The sequence below is a fragment of the Actinomadura hibisca NBRC 15177 genome, assembly GCF_001552635.1.
GTDB classification, from domain to species: domain Bacteria; phylum Actinomycetota; class Actinomycetes; order Streptosporangiales; family Streptosporangiaceae; genus Spirillospora; species Spirillospora hibisca.
The window spans coordinates 168640-183502 of the sequence record NZ_BCRO01000018.1; the positions used below are offsets into that span (position 1 = coordinate 168640).

15 protein-coding genes are annotated in these 14863 nt (G+C 72.9%); 9 read left to right on the top strand and 6 right to left on the bottom strand.

Annotated elements, in window-relative coordinates:
• The first annotated feature begins 3 nt into the window (after window positions 1–3).
• A complete protein-coding gene (locus AH6_RS08900; RefSeq protein ID WP_067476569.1) occupies window positions 4–663 on the top strand; it encodes a thiaminase II/PqqC family protein in 660 nt (219 codons plus the stop codon).
• Here AH6_RS08900 and AH6_RS08905 read toward each other — a convergent pair.
• Window positions 660–1598: an aldo/keto reductase gene (locus AH6_RS08905; RefSeq protein ID WP_067476573.1), complete on the bottom strand. Its 939-nt coding sequence runs from the start codon at window positions 1596–1598 to the stop codon at window positions 660–662. The two genes, AH6_RS08900 and AH6_RS08905, sit on opposite strands and share 4 nt — an antisense overlap.
• A 315-nt stretch (window positions 1599–1913) precedes the next feature.
• On the opposite strand from AH6_RS08905, the gene AH6_RS08910 reads away from it, so the two are divergent.
• From AH6_RS08910 to AH6_RS08920, 3 genes are all read left to right on the top strand, one after another.
• Window positions 1914–3173 carry a sensor histidine kinase gene (locus tag AH6_RS08910; RefSeq protein WP_067476576.1) on the top strand — a complete coding sequence of 420 codons (1260 nt, stop codon included), beginning with the start codon at window positions 1914–1916 and terminating at the stop codon, window positions 3171–3173.
• Window positions 3158–3805, top strand: a complete 648-nt coding sequence (locus AH6_RS08915) for a response regulator transcription factor (protein ID WP_067476580.1) — start codon at window positions 3158–3160, stop codon at window positions 3803–3805. Before AH6_RS08910 ends, AH6_RS08915 begins: the two co-directional genes overlap by 16 nt.
• A gap of 131 nt (window positions 3806–3936) precedes the next feature.
• Window positions 3937–4695, top strand: coding sequence for a hypothetical protein (locus tag AH6_RS08920; RefSeq protein WP_157431352.1), 759 nt, complete (start codon window positions 3937–3939; stop codon window positions 4693–4695).
• 392 nt (window positions 4696–5087) lie between these two features.
• On the opposite strand, the gene AH6_RS08925 is transcribed toward AH6_RS08920, so the two are convergent.
• Window positions 5088–5810 carry a hypothetical protein gene (locus AH6_RS08925; protein ID WP_067476585.1) on the bottom strand — a complete coding sequence of 241 codons (723 nt, stop codon included), beginning with the start codon at window positions 5808–5810 and terminating at the stop codon, window positions 5088–5090.
• A gap of 907 nt (window positions 5811–6717) precedes the next feature.
• Here AH6_RS08925 and AH6_RS08930 point away from each other — a divergent pair.
• Both AH6_RS08930 and AH6_RS08935 read left to right on the top strand, forming a co-directional pair.
• On the top strand, window positions 6718–7599 hold the full coding sequence (locus AH6_RS08930; RefSeq protein ID WP_083982463.1) for a class II glutamine amidotransferase: 882 nt from the start codon (window positions 6718–6720) through the stop codon (window positions 7597–7599).
• A 160-nt stretch (window positions 7600–7759) separates the two neighbouring features.
• A complete protein-coding gene (locus tag AH6_RS08935) occupies window positions 7760–7972 on the top strand; it encodes a helix-turn-helix domain-containing protein (protein ID WP_067476597.1) in 213 nt (70 codons plus the stop codon).
• A gap of 41 nt (window positions 7973–8013) precedes the next feature.
• Here AH6_RS08935 and AH6_RS46540 read toward each other — a convergent pair whose 3' ends face one another.
• A complete protein-coding gene (locus AH6_RS46540; protein WP_067476604.1) occupies window positions 8014–9270 on the bottom strand; it encodes a DUF2786 domain-containing protein in 1257 nt (418 codons plus the stop codon).
• Window positions 9271–9318: 48 nt separating this feature from the next.
• Entirely contained in the window at window positions 9319–9585 is a 267-nt protein-coding gene (locus AH6_RS08945) for a hypothetical protein (protein WP_067476608.1), read from the bottom strand.
• Between AH6_RS08945 and AH6_RS46545 the strand changes: the two genes are divergently transcribed.
• The gene (locus AH6_RS46545; protein ID WP_218005755.1) at window positions 9584–10135 is read left to right on the top strand and encodes an AMP-binding protein; all 552 of its coding nucleotides are present in this window, start codon (window positions 9584–9586) and stop codon (window positions 10133–10135) included. The two genes, AH6_RS08945 and AH6_RS46545, sit on opposite strands and share 2 nt — an antisense overlap.
• A 128-nt stretch (window positions 10136–10263) precedes the next feature.
• Here the strand turns inward: AH6_RS46545 and AH6_RS08955 are convergent, their stop codons facing one another.
• Both AH6_RS08955 and AH6_RS08960 read right to left on the bottom strand, forming a co-directional pair.
• Window positions 10264–11364 carry a winged helix DNA-binding domain-containing protein gene (locus AH6_RS08955; RefSeq protein ID WP_245679238.1) on the bottom strand — a complete coding sequence of 367 codons (1101 nt, stop codon included), beginning with the start codon at window positions 11362–11364 and terminating at the stop codon, window positions 10264–10266.
• Window positions 11365–11374: 10 nt separating this feature from the next.
• Window positions 11375–12313 carry a LysR family transcriptional regulator gene (locus AH6_RS08960; RefSeq protein WP_218005756.1) on the bottom strand — a complete coding sequence of 313 codons (939 nt, stop codon included), beginning with the start codon at window positions 12311–12313 and terminating at the stop codon, window positions 11375–11377.
• A gap of 151 nt (window positions 12314–12464) precedes the next feature.
• On the opposite strand from AH6_RS08960, the gene AH6_RS08965 reads away from it, so the two are divergent.
• Together AH6_RS08965 and AH6_RS08970 are read left to right on the top strand one after the other, a co-directional pair.
• Complete coding sequence (locus AH6_RS08965; protein WP_067476617.1) at window positions 12465–13916, top strand: MFS transporter; 1452 nt, start codon at window positions 12465–12467, stop codon at window positions 13914–13916.
• Window positions 13917–14193: 277 nt separating this feature from the next.
• Window positions 14194–14697, top strand: coding sequence for a hypothetical protein (locus AH6_RS08970; RefSeq protein WP_157431355.1), 504 nt, complete (start codon window positions 14194–14196; stop codon window positions 14695–14697).
• The last annotated feature ends 166 nt before the right edge of the window (window positions 14698–14863 follow it).

Genomic DNA, 14863 nt, shown 5'->3' on the forward strand with positions numbered 1-14863 from the left:
GGCATGACCGGCCACGACGCCCCCGGACTGATCGCGGAAGCCCGACGCGAGAGCGCCGCCGCCACCCGCCCGAACCGCTTCCTGGACCTGCTGGAAGCCGGACAAGTGCCCCGAGAGCGCCTGATCAGGCTGGCAGGTGAGGAATGCCACATCGTCGGCAGCGACCGGCGAAGCTTCGCATTGCTCGCTTCTCGTTACCCAACGTCACCTTCGGGTGAGATGTTCCTGTCCCTGGCCCAGGGTGAGGGACGGGCGTTCACGTTCCTGCTGGACTTCGCCGCAGCCCTCGGAACGAGTGAGAAGGATCTCAGCCGGTACGAGCCGCAAGCGGCCGCGCAGGCGTATCCCGCCTATCTGGCGCAGCGTGCCGCCTTCGGCACCGCCGCCGAAGTTGCGCTGGCAATGCTGGCAAATCTTGAGGAATGGGGTATCTACTGCGGCCGGGCGGCCGAAGCCCTGCGGGAGCACTACGGCCTGGACGAGGCGGCGGTGGCGTTCTTCCGCTTCTTCGCCGAGCCGGTGCCCGGTTTCGAGGAGCAGGCGACCGAGGTGATCGCGGCCGGCCTCGCGGCGGGCGAGGATCCGCGCGCCGTGCTGCGGGCCGCCCGGCTCCTGCACGCCTACGAGACCATGTTCTGGGACTCTCTGGCGGAAGGTCTCTAGGACCAGGGCAGGTCCGAGCGGTCGGCCCAGTAGCGCGCGGGCTCCGTGCGGAGCGTGCCGAGCCCGTCCAGATCGTCTTTGTCGAGAAGCAGGTCGGCGGCTTGGAGATTGGCGCGCAGTTGACCGGGACTCACCGCGCCGAGGAGGATGGTTCCGGCCCATGGTCGCGCCAGGGCGGCCGCGATGGCGACCGCGTCCGCGCCCACGTCGTACCGTTCCGCGACCTCCTGTAGTGCCCGCGGCGGCCTGACCGCGAGCCGACCGTTGGCCAGCACCTCTTTCACCAGCACATGGACGCCGTTCTCGTGCGCTTCCCGAAGCGCCGTGCCGACGGACGGTTCCAGCACGTTCCACGTGGACTGGACCGTGCTGAACAACCGCTGTCCCGACACTTCCAAGTCCAGTGCCCGGCGAACCGTGTCTCCCTGACGGGGGCCAGAGGTGGAGAACCCGATACGTAGCCCGTTCTCCGCCGCCTGCGCGAGCGATTCCCGTAGGGCGGCGTCCTCGAATAGCGGGCTGTCGGCCGTCAGTGAATGCACCTGGTAGACGTCGAGCCGGTCGCCGAGCAACTGCCGGGTCTGCGCGTACTGCTCGCGGAATCGGCTGAGGCTGTGTTCCTTCACTTCATGGATGTCGGCGTCCATCCGCCAGTCGCCCACATAGGCGTAGCCCCATTTGCTGGAGACCGTCACGTCCCGCTGCCCACGATCGGCCAGCCAGCCGCCGAGGAACTCCTCGGACCGGCCGTAGGAGCGCGCGGCGTCGATCCACCGGATACCGGCGGCGTACGCGGTGTCGAGCACGTCCCAGGTCGCCGAGCGCATCTCGTCCACACTGCGGCCGGACGGCAACTCGGCCGCCCGGCCCAGATTGATGTACGCGGGCCTGCCCAGCGCGGCCAACCCGATCCCCAGCCGCCGTATCGCCGTCATGCCCCCACCTTGGCATGCCGGTGATACGCGAAGCCTCGTTCGGCACGCCACCGGCGGAAGGCAGGACCGGGGCGCACCGGAAACGATCAGCGCGCCCTGGAAGGTGGCGCGCAACCTGGCCCCGTTGGTGGGAAAGGCGGCCGTGACGCGAGCGCTGGTTTCCATGCGGTCGACGCCAGGAAGCGCATGATCGGTGCGGTAACCGTCCGACCCCACGAACAAGTGGGGCTGGACCCACTCCCCGGGTCGCTGGCGGCGGTGGCAGGCTTTGCGCGGTGCACCGCGAGGGCGCTGATCGAGCGGCGAAGGAAGATCATGCGACAACTTGGTTCGTGGGCGGCGCGCGCCGGTATGGGATTCGTGCGGGCGTGCGTCGTGGCGGTCGTGGGCATGCTGGTCCCGGCCGTGTGGGCCGGTGCCGTGGCGCTGGGGATCTGGTGGGGCGCGGGGAACCCGTGGTCGTGGCTGGCGCCGGTGGTGCTGGTGACCGTGGGCACGCCGGCCCTGTCCCGCCCGGTCTGCCGGACGGTCCGCTTCCTGGTCGCCAGGTGGACCGGCACCGTCGTCCCCGCCGGATACCGGGAGGCCCCGCCGGTGATGCGGATGTCCACGGGGCACTGGTGGAACGGCTTCACCTACGAGAGCAGCAGCCGGGACGCCCTCATGGACCAGAAGTGGCGGGTTCGGTGGAACGATCCAGCCACCTGGCGCGACCTGCGGTTCATGGGAATCCTGCCGTTCACCGCGGGCGTGGTCGCGTGCCTTCCACCAGCCGGGGCGGTGGTGGCGGCTTTCGGGCTGAGCCGGTCCGACCCCGCCGCGCGTCTCGCCGGGGCGCTCGGCCTGGTCGTGGCCGTCGCCGGGGCTCCGTACGCCTGGCGAGTCCTTGATCCGGTGGCCGTTCGCTTCCTGCGCCCGTCGGCGGCGATGGCGATGGCGGACCGGGTGGAGGAGCTGACCGCCCAGCGCGTGGACACCACGATCGCGCAGGCCGCGGAGATCCGCCGGATCGAGCGGGACCTGCACGACGGGGCGCAGGCCCGCATGGTCGCGCTCGGGCTCTCCCTGGCGACCGCGGAGAAGCTGATGGAGACCAACCCTGAGCAGGCCAAGGCGCTGATGCGGGAAGCGCGGGTGGACGCCGCCACCTCGATCACCGAACTGCGCGGGCTGATCCAGGGGATCAGCCCGCCGGTGCTGAGCGAGCGGGGACTCGCCGAGGCCGTCCGCGCGCTCGCCCTGGACAGCCCGCTCGACGTGGCCGTCAGCGCCGACCCCCGGTTGCGCCTGGACGCGCCGATCGAGTCCGCCGTCTACTTCGGTGTCGCCGAGCTGCTGACCAACGCGCTCAAGCACGCGCGGGCGTCCCGGGCGCGCGTCTCCCTCGCCTGGGACGGCGTCGGCATCGTCGTCGAGATCGAGGACGACGGCGGGGGCGGGGCCGAGGCGCGGCCCGGCGGCGGGCTGGCGGGCCTGCGCCGCCGCCTCGCGGTCTTCGACGGCACCCTGGAGATCACCAGTCCGGCGGGCGGCCCGACCCGTGTGAGGATGGCGGTGCCATGCGAATCGTTGTAGCCGAGGACCTCTACCTGCTGCGCGACGGGATGGTCCGCCTGATCGAGGCGTACGGGCACCAGGTGGTGGCGACGGCCGCCACCGGGCCCGAGACGCTCGACGCGCTGCGGACCTGGCGCCCGGACGTGTCCGTCGTCGACGTCCGTATGCCCCCGACCCAGTCGGACGAGGGCCTGCGGGCGGCCCTCGCCGCGCGCGCCGAGATGCCCGGCCTGCCGGTCCTCATCCTCTCCCAGCACGTCCACCAGATGTACGCCCGCGAACTTCTGGCCGACGGTTCCGGCGGCGTCGGCTACCTGCTCAAGGAGAGCGTGTTCGAGGCCGACCAGTTCATCGGAGCCCTGGAACGCGTCGCGGACGGCGGAACGGCCATGGACCCGGCCGTCATCGCGAAACTGCTGTCCAGCAACTCCCCGAACCGGGCGCTCAAGGGGCTCACCGAACGCGAGCACTCCGTGTTGGGCCTGATGGCGGAGGGACTGTCCAACCAGGCCATCGGCCGCCGCCTCTTTCTCAGCGACAGCGCCGTCAGCAAGTACACCACCTCCATGTTCGGCAAGCTCGGCATCGCCGCCGACGATGACAGCAACCGGCGCATTCTCGCCGTCCTCACCTACCTGAACTCTCTTTAGCACCGGATCGCCTCGACTTACCGAACGCGCCCGCGCCATGACGGACCGGTTATCCACAGAACGCGATTCGGTATGGCGCGCGCCGGGTCCTTTCACCGAGGCTGGCGGTGACCCCGGAAGAGGAGGACACCATGCCCGCTCTCGACACCCGCCGCCTGGCCGCCAAGCTCGACCTCAGCGAGTGGCAGTTGCGCCTGGCCAGGGAGAACGGCCTGATACCCGAACCCGACGCTCCGGAAGGGAGGTGGTCGCCCGAGGAGGCGGCCGCGTTCGCGGACCGTGCCGCGCAGATCCGCGTCACGTTCGGCGACCGCCCGCCGGTCGGCGCCGTCAAGGCCGCCGCCGTGCTCGCCGCCCGCGTCGGCCTCGACGTGGAGCGCGCCGACGTGGAGATCCTGGTGGCGCGCGAGGACCTCGACGTCGTCGGCAGCTACCGGGGCCATCCGCTCTACCTGCTGCACGACCTGGAGGCGCTGGACCCCGACGTGATCACGGAGGTCGTCACCGTGCGCAAGGGCCCGCTCCTGGACACCGCCGACGCCGCCGGAGCGGCCCGCGTACTGGGCTGGCCGAAGCACGTCTTCGAGAGCATCGCCGCGCGCCGCGGCCTGAGCGTCGACAAGCTGGGCCGCTACGCACTGGGCGAGGTCCGGGCCCTGGCGGGTGACACCGACCTCACGGCGCAGGTGCAGGAAGCAGAACGCCGGGCGGCACTGGCGAAGGCGCGCAAGGAAGTGGACCGCCACGAAGAGTCTCTGCGCGGCTGGCTGGAAGGCTGCGCGGCCTATGTGAACAGGACCGCTGACGAGCTACCCGACCTGGCCACCGCCCGCCGCGCCCTACGCTCCCTGGCAGCGGCCCGAGCCGCAGCAGCCGAACACGAAACCTGACGCACCACACCAGCCTCTGACCACCACCCCGCGCACCCGGACGCGAGACACATCCGCCAGAGACAAGCAGCCGTAAACAGCCCCGCAACAACCCTGACCGCACCGCCGCACCGCCGCACCGCGACACGACCGCACCGCCGCGCCCTCACACGGCTGCGCTGTCCCACCGCCCTACCGCCACACGGCCGCATCGCCACACGGCCGTACCGCGACATGGCCGCACCGCCGCGCCGCCACACGGCTGCGCTGTCCCACCGCCGTACCGCCACATGGCCGTACACCGCGCCGCCACACGCCGTACCGCCACCCGGCTGCGCTGCCACCCGGCTGCGCTGCCACGCGGCCGTACCGCCACGCGGCCGCGCGCCGCGTTGCCAGACGGCTGCGGGGCGTCAGGTGCGCTTGCCTCCGCTTGAGTGGCGCTTCGACGGATGGTGGGTGCTGAGGGCGGCGTGCAGCCGGTCTCGGGCTTCGCTGCGGGACACGGCCGGGAAGCGCTCGGGGAGCCTGTCGGCCAGCTCGGCGGACGCCCGCGCTAGGCCGTCGTCCTCGACGACGGCCTGCTCACCGGGCCAGTCGCCCAGCAGAATCGCCGAGATGCCGTCGGAGTGGCGGGATACCAGGTCACTGATCCTCGCGGTCTCCTTCTCCCCGTTCGCGACCAGCAGGAGGCGGCGCTCCTGGGTGCCGCGCCCGTCGCGGCGGACGGCGAGTTCGGTCTCCATGTAGGCCAGGGCGGCGTCCAGGTTGCCCGGGATGAACAGGCCTTCGGCCGTCTCGTCCAGCAGTTCGTCCTCGGTCAGGCCGAAGAGCGCGATGGCGTCCGGTCGGGGGATCACCACCAGGGCGGTGTCCCCGTACTCCTCCAGTGCCGTCAGCGCGAGGACCCGTGTCGCGTCGGCCGCGCCGGGGCCGGTCAGAGCCAGCGCGGGGACCGCGAAGGGATCAACGGCCGGCCGGTAGGTGAAGTGGACCGTCTGGTCGGAGTCCTCGAACGCGACCGGCGGTGGGACGAGCACCGCGCTGGCCATGGCGTAGACGCGGCGGCGGAAGGGGTAGCCGGCCGCCGCCGCGGTGACGGGCAGCAGTAAGCCGAGCAGGAGGAGGGGACGCAACGAATCCGCTTGGTCAGGTTCCGCGTCGGCGCGTGCCCGACTGGTCGTCGGCGCGGCGGAGGGTTTCACGGACGGAACGGTGGCAGCGGGAGAGGGAGGGGAGGGAAGGGAAGGTGTCGGGACGGCGGGTTCGGGGGCCGGGGAGATCGAGCGGGGCGACGAACGCACGGACGGCACCGGGGGAGGCGTGGAATTCTTCGCGCGCGGCTCAAGCTTCGAGCGGCCCGCGCGCCGCTCGGTGCCGCGGTCGCGCTCCGCCTTACGCGGCACTCCGTAGAACGTGCGCCACGTCTCCTCGCACATCCGCACCCGGTACCAGTCGCCGAAGCGGTCGGCATGCCGACAGACGGCGGGGATGGAGCCGCGGGGCTCTGGGCGGACCGGCGCCGCCGCCTGTGCGGACGTTGTCCCGCCCAAGGCGACGGCACCCGCCACGGCCACGCAGCCCAGCGCGCCGCAGGCGCATCGCAGGGCGGCGCCGGCGATTCGGCGGTCGGCCAGGAAACGGTTCATCTTCGCCTCGGGGGGATCGCGTTGGTCACCGTCAGAGAGCCGATCGTAGTCACTGTGGCTACGGAGCGTTGAACATTGGTCACAGTCGAAGTGAACAGAGCGGCGAAATCCTCCCTAACCGCCACGAGGGCCGTTACGGCTTGAGAGTGACCAAAGGACCTGGGGGTCTGGTGGGTTGCGGGGTTGTGTGGGAACTGCCGGACAGGGGTGGCAACGATCGGTAAAATAATGGTCACTCGCAGTTAATCGACGGCGTCGCGCTTGAGGTGTCGCCGGACGGGCGGGACGTGGGCGCGTCCTCGCCGAGGGCGGGTTCTGAGCATCCGGCACCATCCCCCCGCGTTCCGGGCCGGAGAAGAGACGGCAGCACGGGTGAGTGAGAGGTGACGGGCACATGTGCCGACTGTTCGGGATGAGCACCGGAGGACCGCGGGTCCAGGCCGCCTACTGGCTGCTGGACGCGCCGCAGAGCCTGCGGGCGCAGAGCCATCGCATGTCCCACGGGGCCGGGCTCGGCTGGTTCTCGCTCGGGGACGAGCCCGTGCGTGACCGCGCCCCCGTCGCCGCCTTCGAGAGTCCCGACTTCGCCCTCCACGCCCGGCACGTGGTGTCGCACACCTTCGTCTCCCATGTGCGGGACGCCTCCGTCGGCGGGCTCACCGTCCACAACTGCCACCCGTTCGTCATGAACGACCGGCTCTTCGCGCACAACGGCGTCGTCAAGGGGCTGGACACCATCGGCTCCTGGCTCAGCGACGTGGAGCGCGCCCACGTCGCGGGGGAGACCGACTCCGAGATGGTCTTCGCCCACGTGTCGGCCGAGATCCGGCGGCACGGCGACACCACCCAGGGGATCATCGCCGCCGTCCGGCGCATCGGGGCCGAGCTGCCGCTGTTCTCGCTCAACCTCCTCATCGCCGAGGCCGGGCGGTTGTGGGCGCTGCGCTACCCCGACACCAACGAGTTGTGGGTCCTGTCCACCCGGGGCGGGGACGCCCCGGCCGTGGTCGTGGCCAGCGAGCCCATGGACGACGACCCGGGCTGGCGGCCCCTCGCGCCGGGAGAGCTGCTCGTCGTCGAGGGGACCGAGCAGACCTCCCTGTTCCCCTTCAGCCCGCCCGCCCACCCGCTGCGGCGCTCCGACCTGACCGCCCGCGAGGCCGCCTCCCAGGAGGTCGCCGCGCGGGGATTGCCCGGCGGCGTCAGCTTCGGTGAGCCCGCCCCGCTCGCCTCGGCCGGGATCGTGGGTGGTCCAGCGCCGTCTGTCCAGTGCTGACACGCCGTTCGCCGCGAAAAAGTCCGGCTGTGGCCGATCTTGCCTTGTTTCCCGTGGTATCGCGGGGCAATTTGCGGGGAATGTGTACGTTGGGGAGATCAACAGCGATGTGAGCTGCGGGGACGGCCCGCCGCTCCGCGCATGGACTCAGGAGGTACACGTGACCCGCACCCTGGCGAGGGGCACCCGTGTGACGGGGGCCGAGCGCACCCAGCTGGCGGCCGAGCTCGCGCCGCGCTACACGGCCGGCGAGAGCATCCGCGACCTGGCCGCCGAGACCGGCCGGTCCTACGGATTCATCTACAACGTCCTCAAGGAGTCCGGCGTGCCGCTGCGCGGCCGCGGCGGCAACACGCGCCGCAAGAAGGACTGACGGGGTGTCCCCCTCGCCCCCCGGGGGGACCTCCCGCGCCCCTAACCGGGCGTCCCGGTGACCGCCGGACGCCCGTCGAGGCTGGCGAGGTCGGCGGCCGCCCGCCCGGCCATCCAGCCCTCGTAGTTGGAGACAGAGCCGGCACGGCCCCTGGACAGATTCGGGAACATCGAGTCCACAGCCCGCTGCACGGCCAGGTCGCGCCGCGCCAGCACGGGAAGCAGATCCTTCCCGTCTGCCGCCGCGGCCGCCCGGTCCACCGCCTCCCGCAGCCGCTCCCCGACACGCGCCGCGTACGCGTTGAGAAAGGCATGGCGGAACGAGCGGGTCCGGGATCTTCCCAGCGCGTCGCGCCGGGGCCCCGCGTGCACCATCGCCGACGTGGCCTGCACCAGCAGCGAGGTGTACAACATCTCGACCGCCGCCAGATCGGCGGGGAACCCCAGCACCGTCGACAGACCCAGTTCCCGGTGCCACACCGCGCGGCAGCGGTTGGCCTCCGCCACCACGGTGAGCAGCACCGCCTTGGGCGCGTCGTAGGGGTGCTCGACGGCCAGCCGGCAGCCCGCCGGAGCGGCCTCGTCGCCGTCCCCGGCCGCCAGCAGCGCACGGTCGATGCTGTGCCGCGCCATCAGCTCCTGGGCGCGGGCGCTCAGCGCCTCCGCCTCCTCCGGGAACTCGGTCGACTCCGCCTTCGCCAGCAGCGCCCGCACCTTGCCCAGCATCCGCTGGTCCACCTCGTTCGGACGGTGCCGGGCGGGTTCCGGCGCGGCCGTGCCGGGCAGCGGGCCGAGCCTGGGCAGGCGGGGAAGGCCGTCCAGCAGATACAGCAGTTCCAGCGTGCAGGCGACCAGCGTCGAGTAAGGCGCGTTCTCGCGTCCGCACCAGGCGTCGCCGTGGTCGTTCTCCCACCAGATCACCGCCTCGGCCGCCGCCAGCTGCTCGCGCCACTGGTGGCCGAGCGTCGCGGCGGCGTAGGTGCGGATCTCGGCGGCGACCAGGTCGGCCGCCAGCCGCCGGTGCCGGGCCCCGAGGCGACGGCCGGCGTAGCGGGCGACGTCCAGGGGTTGCCAGCCGCGCTCCCAGGCCGTGGCCACCGCCCGGTTCGCGCGGAGTTCCAGGGCCCGGCCAGCGGCGCGCCGGTCGGTCAGCGCGCCGACGCTCCAACGGAAGGCGTCGCGGTCGCCGCGTGCCAGTGCCAGCAGGGCGTCGTCGACCAGCGTCCCGGCGTCCGGCTCCGAACCGTTCGCGCCCGGACGCCACCACTGCCTTCTCGCCCGTCCCTCTCCGTCCAGCACCTGACGCATCCTGCCACGTCACGGTGCGGTCCGCCGGGCTCGGACGCGTCAACGCCTCAGGTCGCCCCGCAGCTCCTCGTTCACCACGCTGCGGTAGTCGCGCGTGGTGTCGGGCACGTAGGTGAGGCGCGCCAGGGCCTTGCCCTCGTGGTCCCGGATCTCGAAGTGGTAGCCCTCACCGGTGTCGTCGATGTGCGCCAGCGCCTGGTCGTGCCGGAGCCGGCACATCGTGTCCACCTTCTCCAGGGCGACCTTCAGGGTCCCGGCGTCGCTGATGAGCCGGGCCGGGTCGCTCGTCTCCCAGATCTCGAACATGCTCGTGTCCTGTCGGCGGGGTCGGTCGGGGCGTCGGAGGGGCGGCGCGCCGCTGCGGTGTCAGGGCACAGCATGCGTCGAATTAGTGGATCTTTCAACCAGACAAGATCTCGGATACATCACTATTCGGAGCGAATCACCTTCGCAGTGTCGCCACCGCCACCGGCAAGATCATCGCCCTTCCGTCGCGCGCCCGGCGTGGGTAAGGTCGCACCCCACAAAACCGAACTGCGTTCGGAAGGGAGCGGAGTGGACTACCGGGTCGTCTCGCTCGTCCGTGACCACGCGCGGGAGCGCGGCGCGGCGCCCGCCCTCACCGGGGACGGGCGCACCGTTTCCTGCAGCCGCCCTGGACGAGCGTTCCAGCCGTGTGACGCAGGCGCTGCGGGCCGCCGGGCTCGGACCCGGAGCGTGGGTCGCCTACGTCGGCGAGAACGCCCCGGAGTACTTCGAGGTCCTGTTCGGCGCGGCCAGGCTCGGCGTGGTGGTGGCCCCGGTCAACTGGCGGCGAACTCCCCAGCAAGCTGGTTCTCACCGGGACGGGGTATGACAAGTGGCTCGCCGGTCACCCCGCCGACGATCCAGGCTTCGTCGGCGTCCCCGACGAGCGCTGGGGCGAGACCGTCAAGGCGGTGGTGGTGCCCCGGCCCGGCGCCGGGCTCGGCTGATCCGCCGTCCTCACGGCTCGCGGGCGACCTCGACGGCGAACTCGGTGGCCGCCGGCTCGGCGAAGCGCATCAGGTCCTCGCCCTCGGCGCTCAGCTCGGCCACCGCCGCGTCCGGCAGCTCCGCGAACGGGCGCAGCCGCAACGTGGCGGTCCTGCGCTTGCGCTCCAGCTCCCACAACCCCGCCGCGAACCCGTCCCACAGGAAGGTGGCCCGCACCCGCAGGTTCTTGGTGGTCAGCGCGGGCCGGTGCGCGTCGGCGATGATCCGCGTGCGGTCCGCATGCGCCAGCACCAGGCTGTCGAACTCCGGCAGGAACCGGGCCGGGGCGGGCGCGCCGGCGTCGGGGCGCGGCGCGTCCGGCAGGTCGAACAGCTCGCGGCCCTGCTCGTCGCGGAAGACCCGCAGGCGGGGGCGCAGCCGGTCCAGCACCTCGCCGAGCGCGGGCAGGCCCGACCACGCCTGCGCGTCGGCGGCGGTGGCGGGGCCGAACGCCGCCAGGTAGCGCAGCACCAGCGCGTCGGGCAGGGGATCGTCGGCGGGCGGCGCGCCCAGCCACGACTCGCACAACGTGAACTCCGCCGAACGCGCGAACCCCCACCGGTCCTGCGTGGGCACCATCACCAGCGGCAGGGCCATCCGCACCGTGAAGCCCAGCGCCCGGTCGTTGACGTCCGGGAACGCCTTCTGAAGCAGGTCCCGCACCTCGTTGAAGGTGCGTGGCCGCTCCAGCAGCAGGTCCCGCGCGGTCGCCAGCACCGGCTCCCGCTCCAGCCCCTGGGCGCGGTCGCCCAGGGCGCGCAGCCCGCCGTCCAGCACCGGCTGCATCGGGACGCGGAAGGCGGCGTAGTCGGCGGCGGTCATCAGGTGCAGCGTGCCGCGCATCGCGGTGGCCCGGACGACCGACCGGTCGTGCAGCGCCGCCAGCAGGTCCTCGACCCGGAACTCCGACAGCCGCGACCACAGGCCGAGGAACGGCGGCCGGGGCTCCTGCGCCTGGAGCCCGCCCAGCCGCTCCACCGCGCCGGGGACGGTGGCGACCTCGCGGGCGAGCAACATCTGGCGGGCGAGCGTGGCCCGGTTGAGCGCCCGCGAGGGGAGTGTCTTGATCACGTCGCCGACCCTACTCGGCGGGCCGGACACCGGCCCCGTCATCGCTCCGGGTGGCCTCGGCGACCGTCTCGCGGACCAGGCCGCGCAGCCAGGCGTGCGCGGCGTCCTCGTCGTAGCGGGCGTGCCAGGCCAGCGCCAGCGTCACCGGCGGCAGGTCGAGGGGCACCGGCACCGCCACCAGGCCCAGCCGCTCGATGAGCCGCCGGTGCAGCCGCCCGCCCGCGTAACCCACCAGGTCGGTGTCCAGCGCCATGAACAACGACGCCGGGACGGTCGGCGCCGTCCCCGCCAGCCGCCGCGCCAGCCCCATCCCGGCCAGGAGCTCGTCGGCGGGCCCGGTCAGCAGCCCGCGACGGCTGACGGTGAAGTGCGTCATCGCCGCCCATTCCGCCACCGTCGCGGTTCCCTTCGCCAGCGGGTGGCCGGGCCGCACCACGCACACGAACCGGTCCTCCAGCAGCGGCTCGACGCGGGTCTCGGCGCCCGCCGCCCCGACGACGCCGACCTCCAGATCGACGGCGTCGCGGCGCAGGGCCCCGGTGTCGCGCGGCCCCTCGCCCAGGAACCGCAGCGTCACGCCCGGGGCCTGCCGCGCCACCCGCTCCAGCAGCGGCCCGCCGATCACCGCGACGGTGCCCTCCTCGGCCTGCACGCTGAACGACCCCGTCAGCGACCCCGGATCGAACCCGCCGCCGGACGCGAACACCGTGTGCGCGCGCTGCACCAGCTCGTGCACCTCGGCGCGCAGCGCCAGCGCCCGGGGCGTCGGCGTCATGCCGCGCCCCGACCGCACCAGCACCGGATCGCCCATCGCCTTGCGGATGCGGCCGAGCGTGCGGCTCATGGCGGGCTCCGACAGGTGGAGGCGCTGGGCCGCGCCGGTGACGCTGCCCTCCTCCAGCAGCGCGTCCAGCGCGACCAGGAGGTTCAGGTCCATTCTGGATTGCACGAAACGCATTCCTCACGTGCGAAAGATGCATTTGAAAGCAAGTCACGCCCAGCCTACGTTGGGGACCACGGAGGCGGCGCGCGGCCCGGATATCCCCGCCTCCGGTCCCTCTCCGCAGCGCCTGAGCGCACGATCCCTTGAGGTGTCCTCGATGACCTCTTCCGCCACGCGTCCCGCCGGTGCCGCGCCGCCGGGCGCACCGGCCGCCCAACCACGCGGGCGCGCCATGATGCCGCTGATGTCGGCCTGCGCGATCCTGGTGATCTCCATGGTCGCCGCGATCAACCTGGCGATCCCCAAGCTGGCCGCCGGGGACCTGCGCCCCAGCGCGACCGAGGTGCTCTGGACCGTGGACGCCTACGTCCTGGTCTTCGGCTGCCTGCTGATCCCGGCGGGCGCGGTGGGCGACCGGTTCGGGCGCAAGGGCGCCCTGCTGGCCGGCCTCGCCCTGTTCGCCGCCGGATGCCTGCTGTCGGCCGCCGCGCCCACCGTGCCGGTGCTGCTGGCCGGACGGCTGGTCACCGGCGCGGGCGCCGCCCTGATCATGCCCGCCACCCTCTCGCTGCTGCTCCAGGTGACCGAGCCCGCCCGCAAACCGCAGGCGATCGCGGCCTGGACCGCCGCCACCGGCATCGCCGGGGCCATCGGCAACCTGGCCGGGGGAGCGGTCCTGCAATGGTTGCCCTGGCAAGGTCTGTTCCTGCTCGGCGCACCGGCTGCCGCAGTACTGGCCGCGCTGGTGGCGCGGCTGGCCCCGCGCGGCGAACGCCACCCGGCCAATCTCGACCTGCCGGGCTCGGCCCTGCTCACCCTTGCCCTGTTCGCCCTGCTGTTCGGCATCATCGAAGGCCCGGAGAAGGGGTGGAGCGCCGTCCCGGTGCTCGGCGCGTTCGGCGTCGCCGCGCTGCTGATGATCACCTTCACCCGGTACGCGCTGCGCGCCGCCCACCCGCTGCTCGACCCTCGGCTGTTCGCCGGGGCGCGGCTGCGCTCGGGCGTGCTGGGCGTGGCGGTGGCCTTCTTCGGGCTGTTCGCGCTGTTCTTCGTCAACGCCCAGTACCTCCAGTACCTCAAGGGCTACTCGCCCCTGCTCACCGGCGTGGCCATCGGGCCGCTGGTGCTCGGCATGATCGTGGTCTCGAAGCGCAGCGTCGCGCTGGCCCGGCGGCTGGGCGAGCGGACGGTGGTCGGGCTGGGCCTGCTGGTGCTGGCCGCCGGGCTGGGGTTGTTGTCGCTCGCCGACGCCGCCACTCCTTATCCCCTGTACGCCCTCTTCCTGGTGGTGATGTCGGTCGGCATGGGCCTGTGCGTGCCGACCCTGTCGATCGCGGTCATGACGGCCCTGCCCCCGGCCCGCGCCGGGCTCGGCTCGGGCCTGAACGGCGCGGCGCGCGAGCTCGGCAGCGCCCTGGGCGTCGCGGCCATCGGCACCGTCCTGGCCGCCCACGTCCCCGGCTCGCACGGCGGCGCAGGCGGTCCCGGCGGCGCCACGGCCTTCGGGGAGGGGATGGCGGCCGGATTCCGGATCGTCTCCGCCGTGGTGCTCGTGCTCGGGCTGCTGGCCCTCGCCGGGCTCGGCGGCCGCCGGGAGGAGCGCGGCTGACGGCCGCCGGTCCGCGCGGCCGCAAGCGGTCAGAAGATCGTCTTCGGGCGCGCAGTGGGCCGCCGGCCGCCGCGACGGCGGCGGCCGGGGCCGCCCGGATGATCGGAGAGCAGCGCGAAGGGCCGTGCCGGGGCGCGGAACGAGCGGTCGGCACGGAGGTTACGGCCGATCTTTCTTTCAGATGCACGTGCATCAGCTCTTGCACCTGCACGCCATTCCTAGCAGGATTGCCCCGGACCGCGCACTTCCCCCGCACGTGAACTCCCCGGAGATCGCGATGACCGCACACCTGAGCGACAGCGACCGACAGGCGCTGCGCCTCGCCCACGACCTCCGCGAAGAGATGCGGCTGGCGCTGCCCCAGCCCGCCGCCGCTCCTTCGGTCTCCCCCTTCGTCGACCCCGCCGGCAGGCCCAGTGTGCTGATGCGGATGGACGCCGAGACGGCCCGCGCGCTGATGGCGGTGCTGGGGGAGCGGCGCAGGGGAGAGCGGCACATGGAGCCGCCGCCCGAGCCCCGCCGCGCCGACGGGACCCACGTGCCCCCGCAGATGCAGTACCCCATGGCCCAGCAGATGGCCCAGCACGCGCCGCAGCAGATGCCGCACCAGCAGCCGTCGTACCCGATGCCGCACCAGATGGCGCAGTTCCCGCCCCAGTCCCACCAGGGGATGCAGCAGCCCATGGTGCCCGCCGGGCAGCCCATGATGGCCGCGCCTCCGGCCGCCGGTCAGCCCGGCGGCCCGGCGCCGCTGCTGCCCTCCGCCTTCCCGGCGCGCTGACGCGCCGCCCTCCGGCGGCCGGCCGCCGTCACGATCTCCCGGTGCCCGGGGCCCTGAAGGGTCCCGGGCATCGCTGCGTCCAGACGGTGTTCATTGAAGTCCCGGCCCAGGGGCTCGCCTGGCGGCTGTGTTTCCTGAAGTCACGGCCCAGGAGGGCTCGCCTGGC

Bases quoted from the DNA above. Each gene is read 5' to 3' on its own strand.
- AH6_RS08900 (WP_067476569.1), top strand. From the start codon at position 4: ATGACCGGCCACGACGCCCCCGGACTGATCGCGGAAGCCCGACGCGAG.
- AH6_RS08905 (WP_067476573.1), bottom strand. From the start codon at position 1,598: ATGACGGCGATACGGCGGCTGGGGATCGGGTTGGCCGCGCTGGGCAGG.
- AH6_RS08910 (WP_067476576.1), top strand. From the start codon at position 1,914: ATGCGACAACTTGGTTCGTGGGCGGCGCGCGCCGGTATGGGATTCGTG.
- AH6_RS08915 (WP_067476580.1), top strand. From the start codon at position 3,158: ATGCGAATCGTTGTAGCCGAGGACCTCTACCTGCTGCGCGACGGGATG.
- AH6_RS08920 (WP_157431352.1), top strand. From the start codon at position 3,937: ATGCCCGCTCTCGACACCCGCCGCCTGGCCGCCAAGCTCGACCTCAGC.
- AH6_RS08930 (WP_083982463.1), top strand. From the start codon at position 6,718: ATGTGCCGACTGTTCGGGATGAGCACCGGAGGACCGCGGGTCCAGGCC.
- AH6_RS46545 (WP_218005755.1), top strand. From the start codon at position 9,584: ATGCTCGTGTCCTGTCGGCGGGGTCGGTCGGGGCGTCGGAGGGGCGGC.
- AH6_RS08945 (WP_067476608.1), bottom strand. From the start codon at position 9,585: ATGTTCGAGATCTGGGAGACGAGCGACCCGGCCCGGCTCATCAGCGAC.
- AH6_RS08965 (WP_067476617.1), top strand. From the start codon at position 12,465: ATGACCTCTTCCGCCACGCGTCCCGCCGGTGCCGCGCCGCCGGGCGCA.
- AH6_RS08970 (WP_157431355.1), top strand. From the start codon at position 14,194: ATGACCGCACACCTGAGCGACAGCGACCGACAGGCGCTGCGCCTCGCC.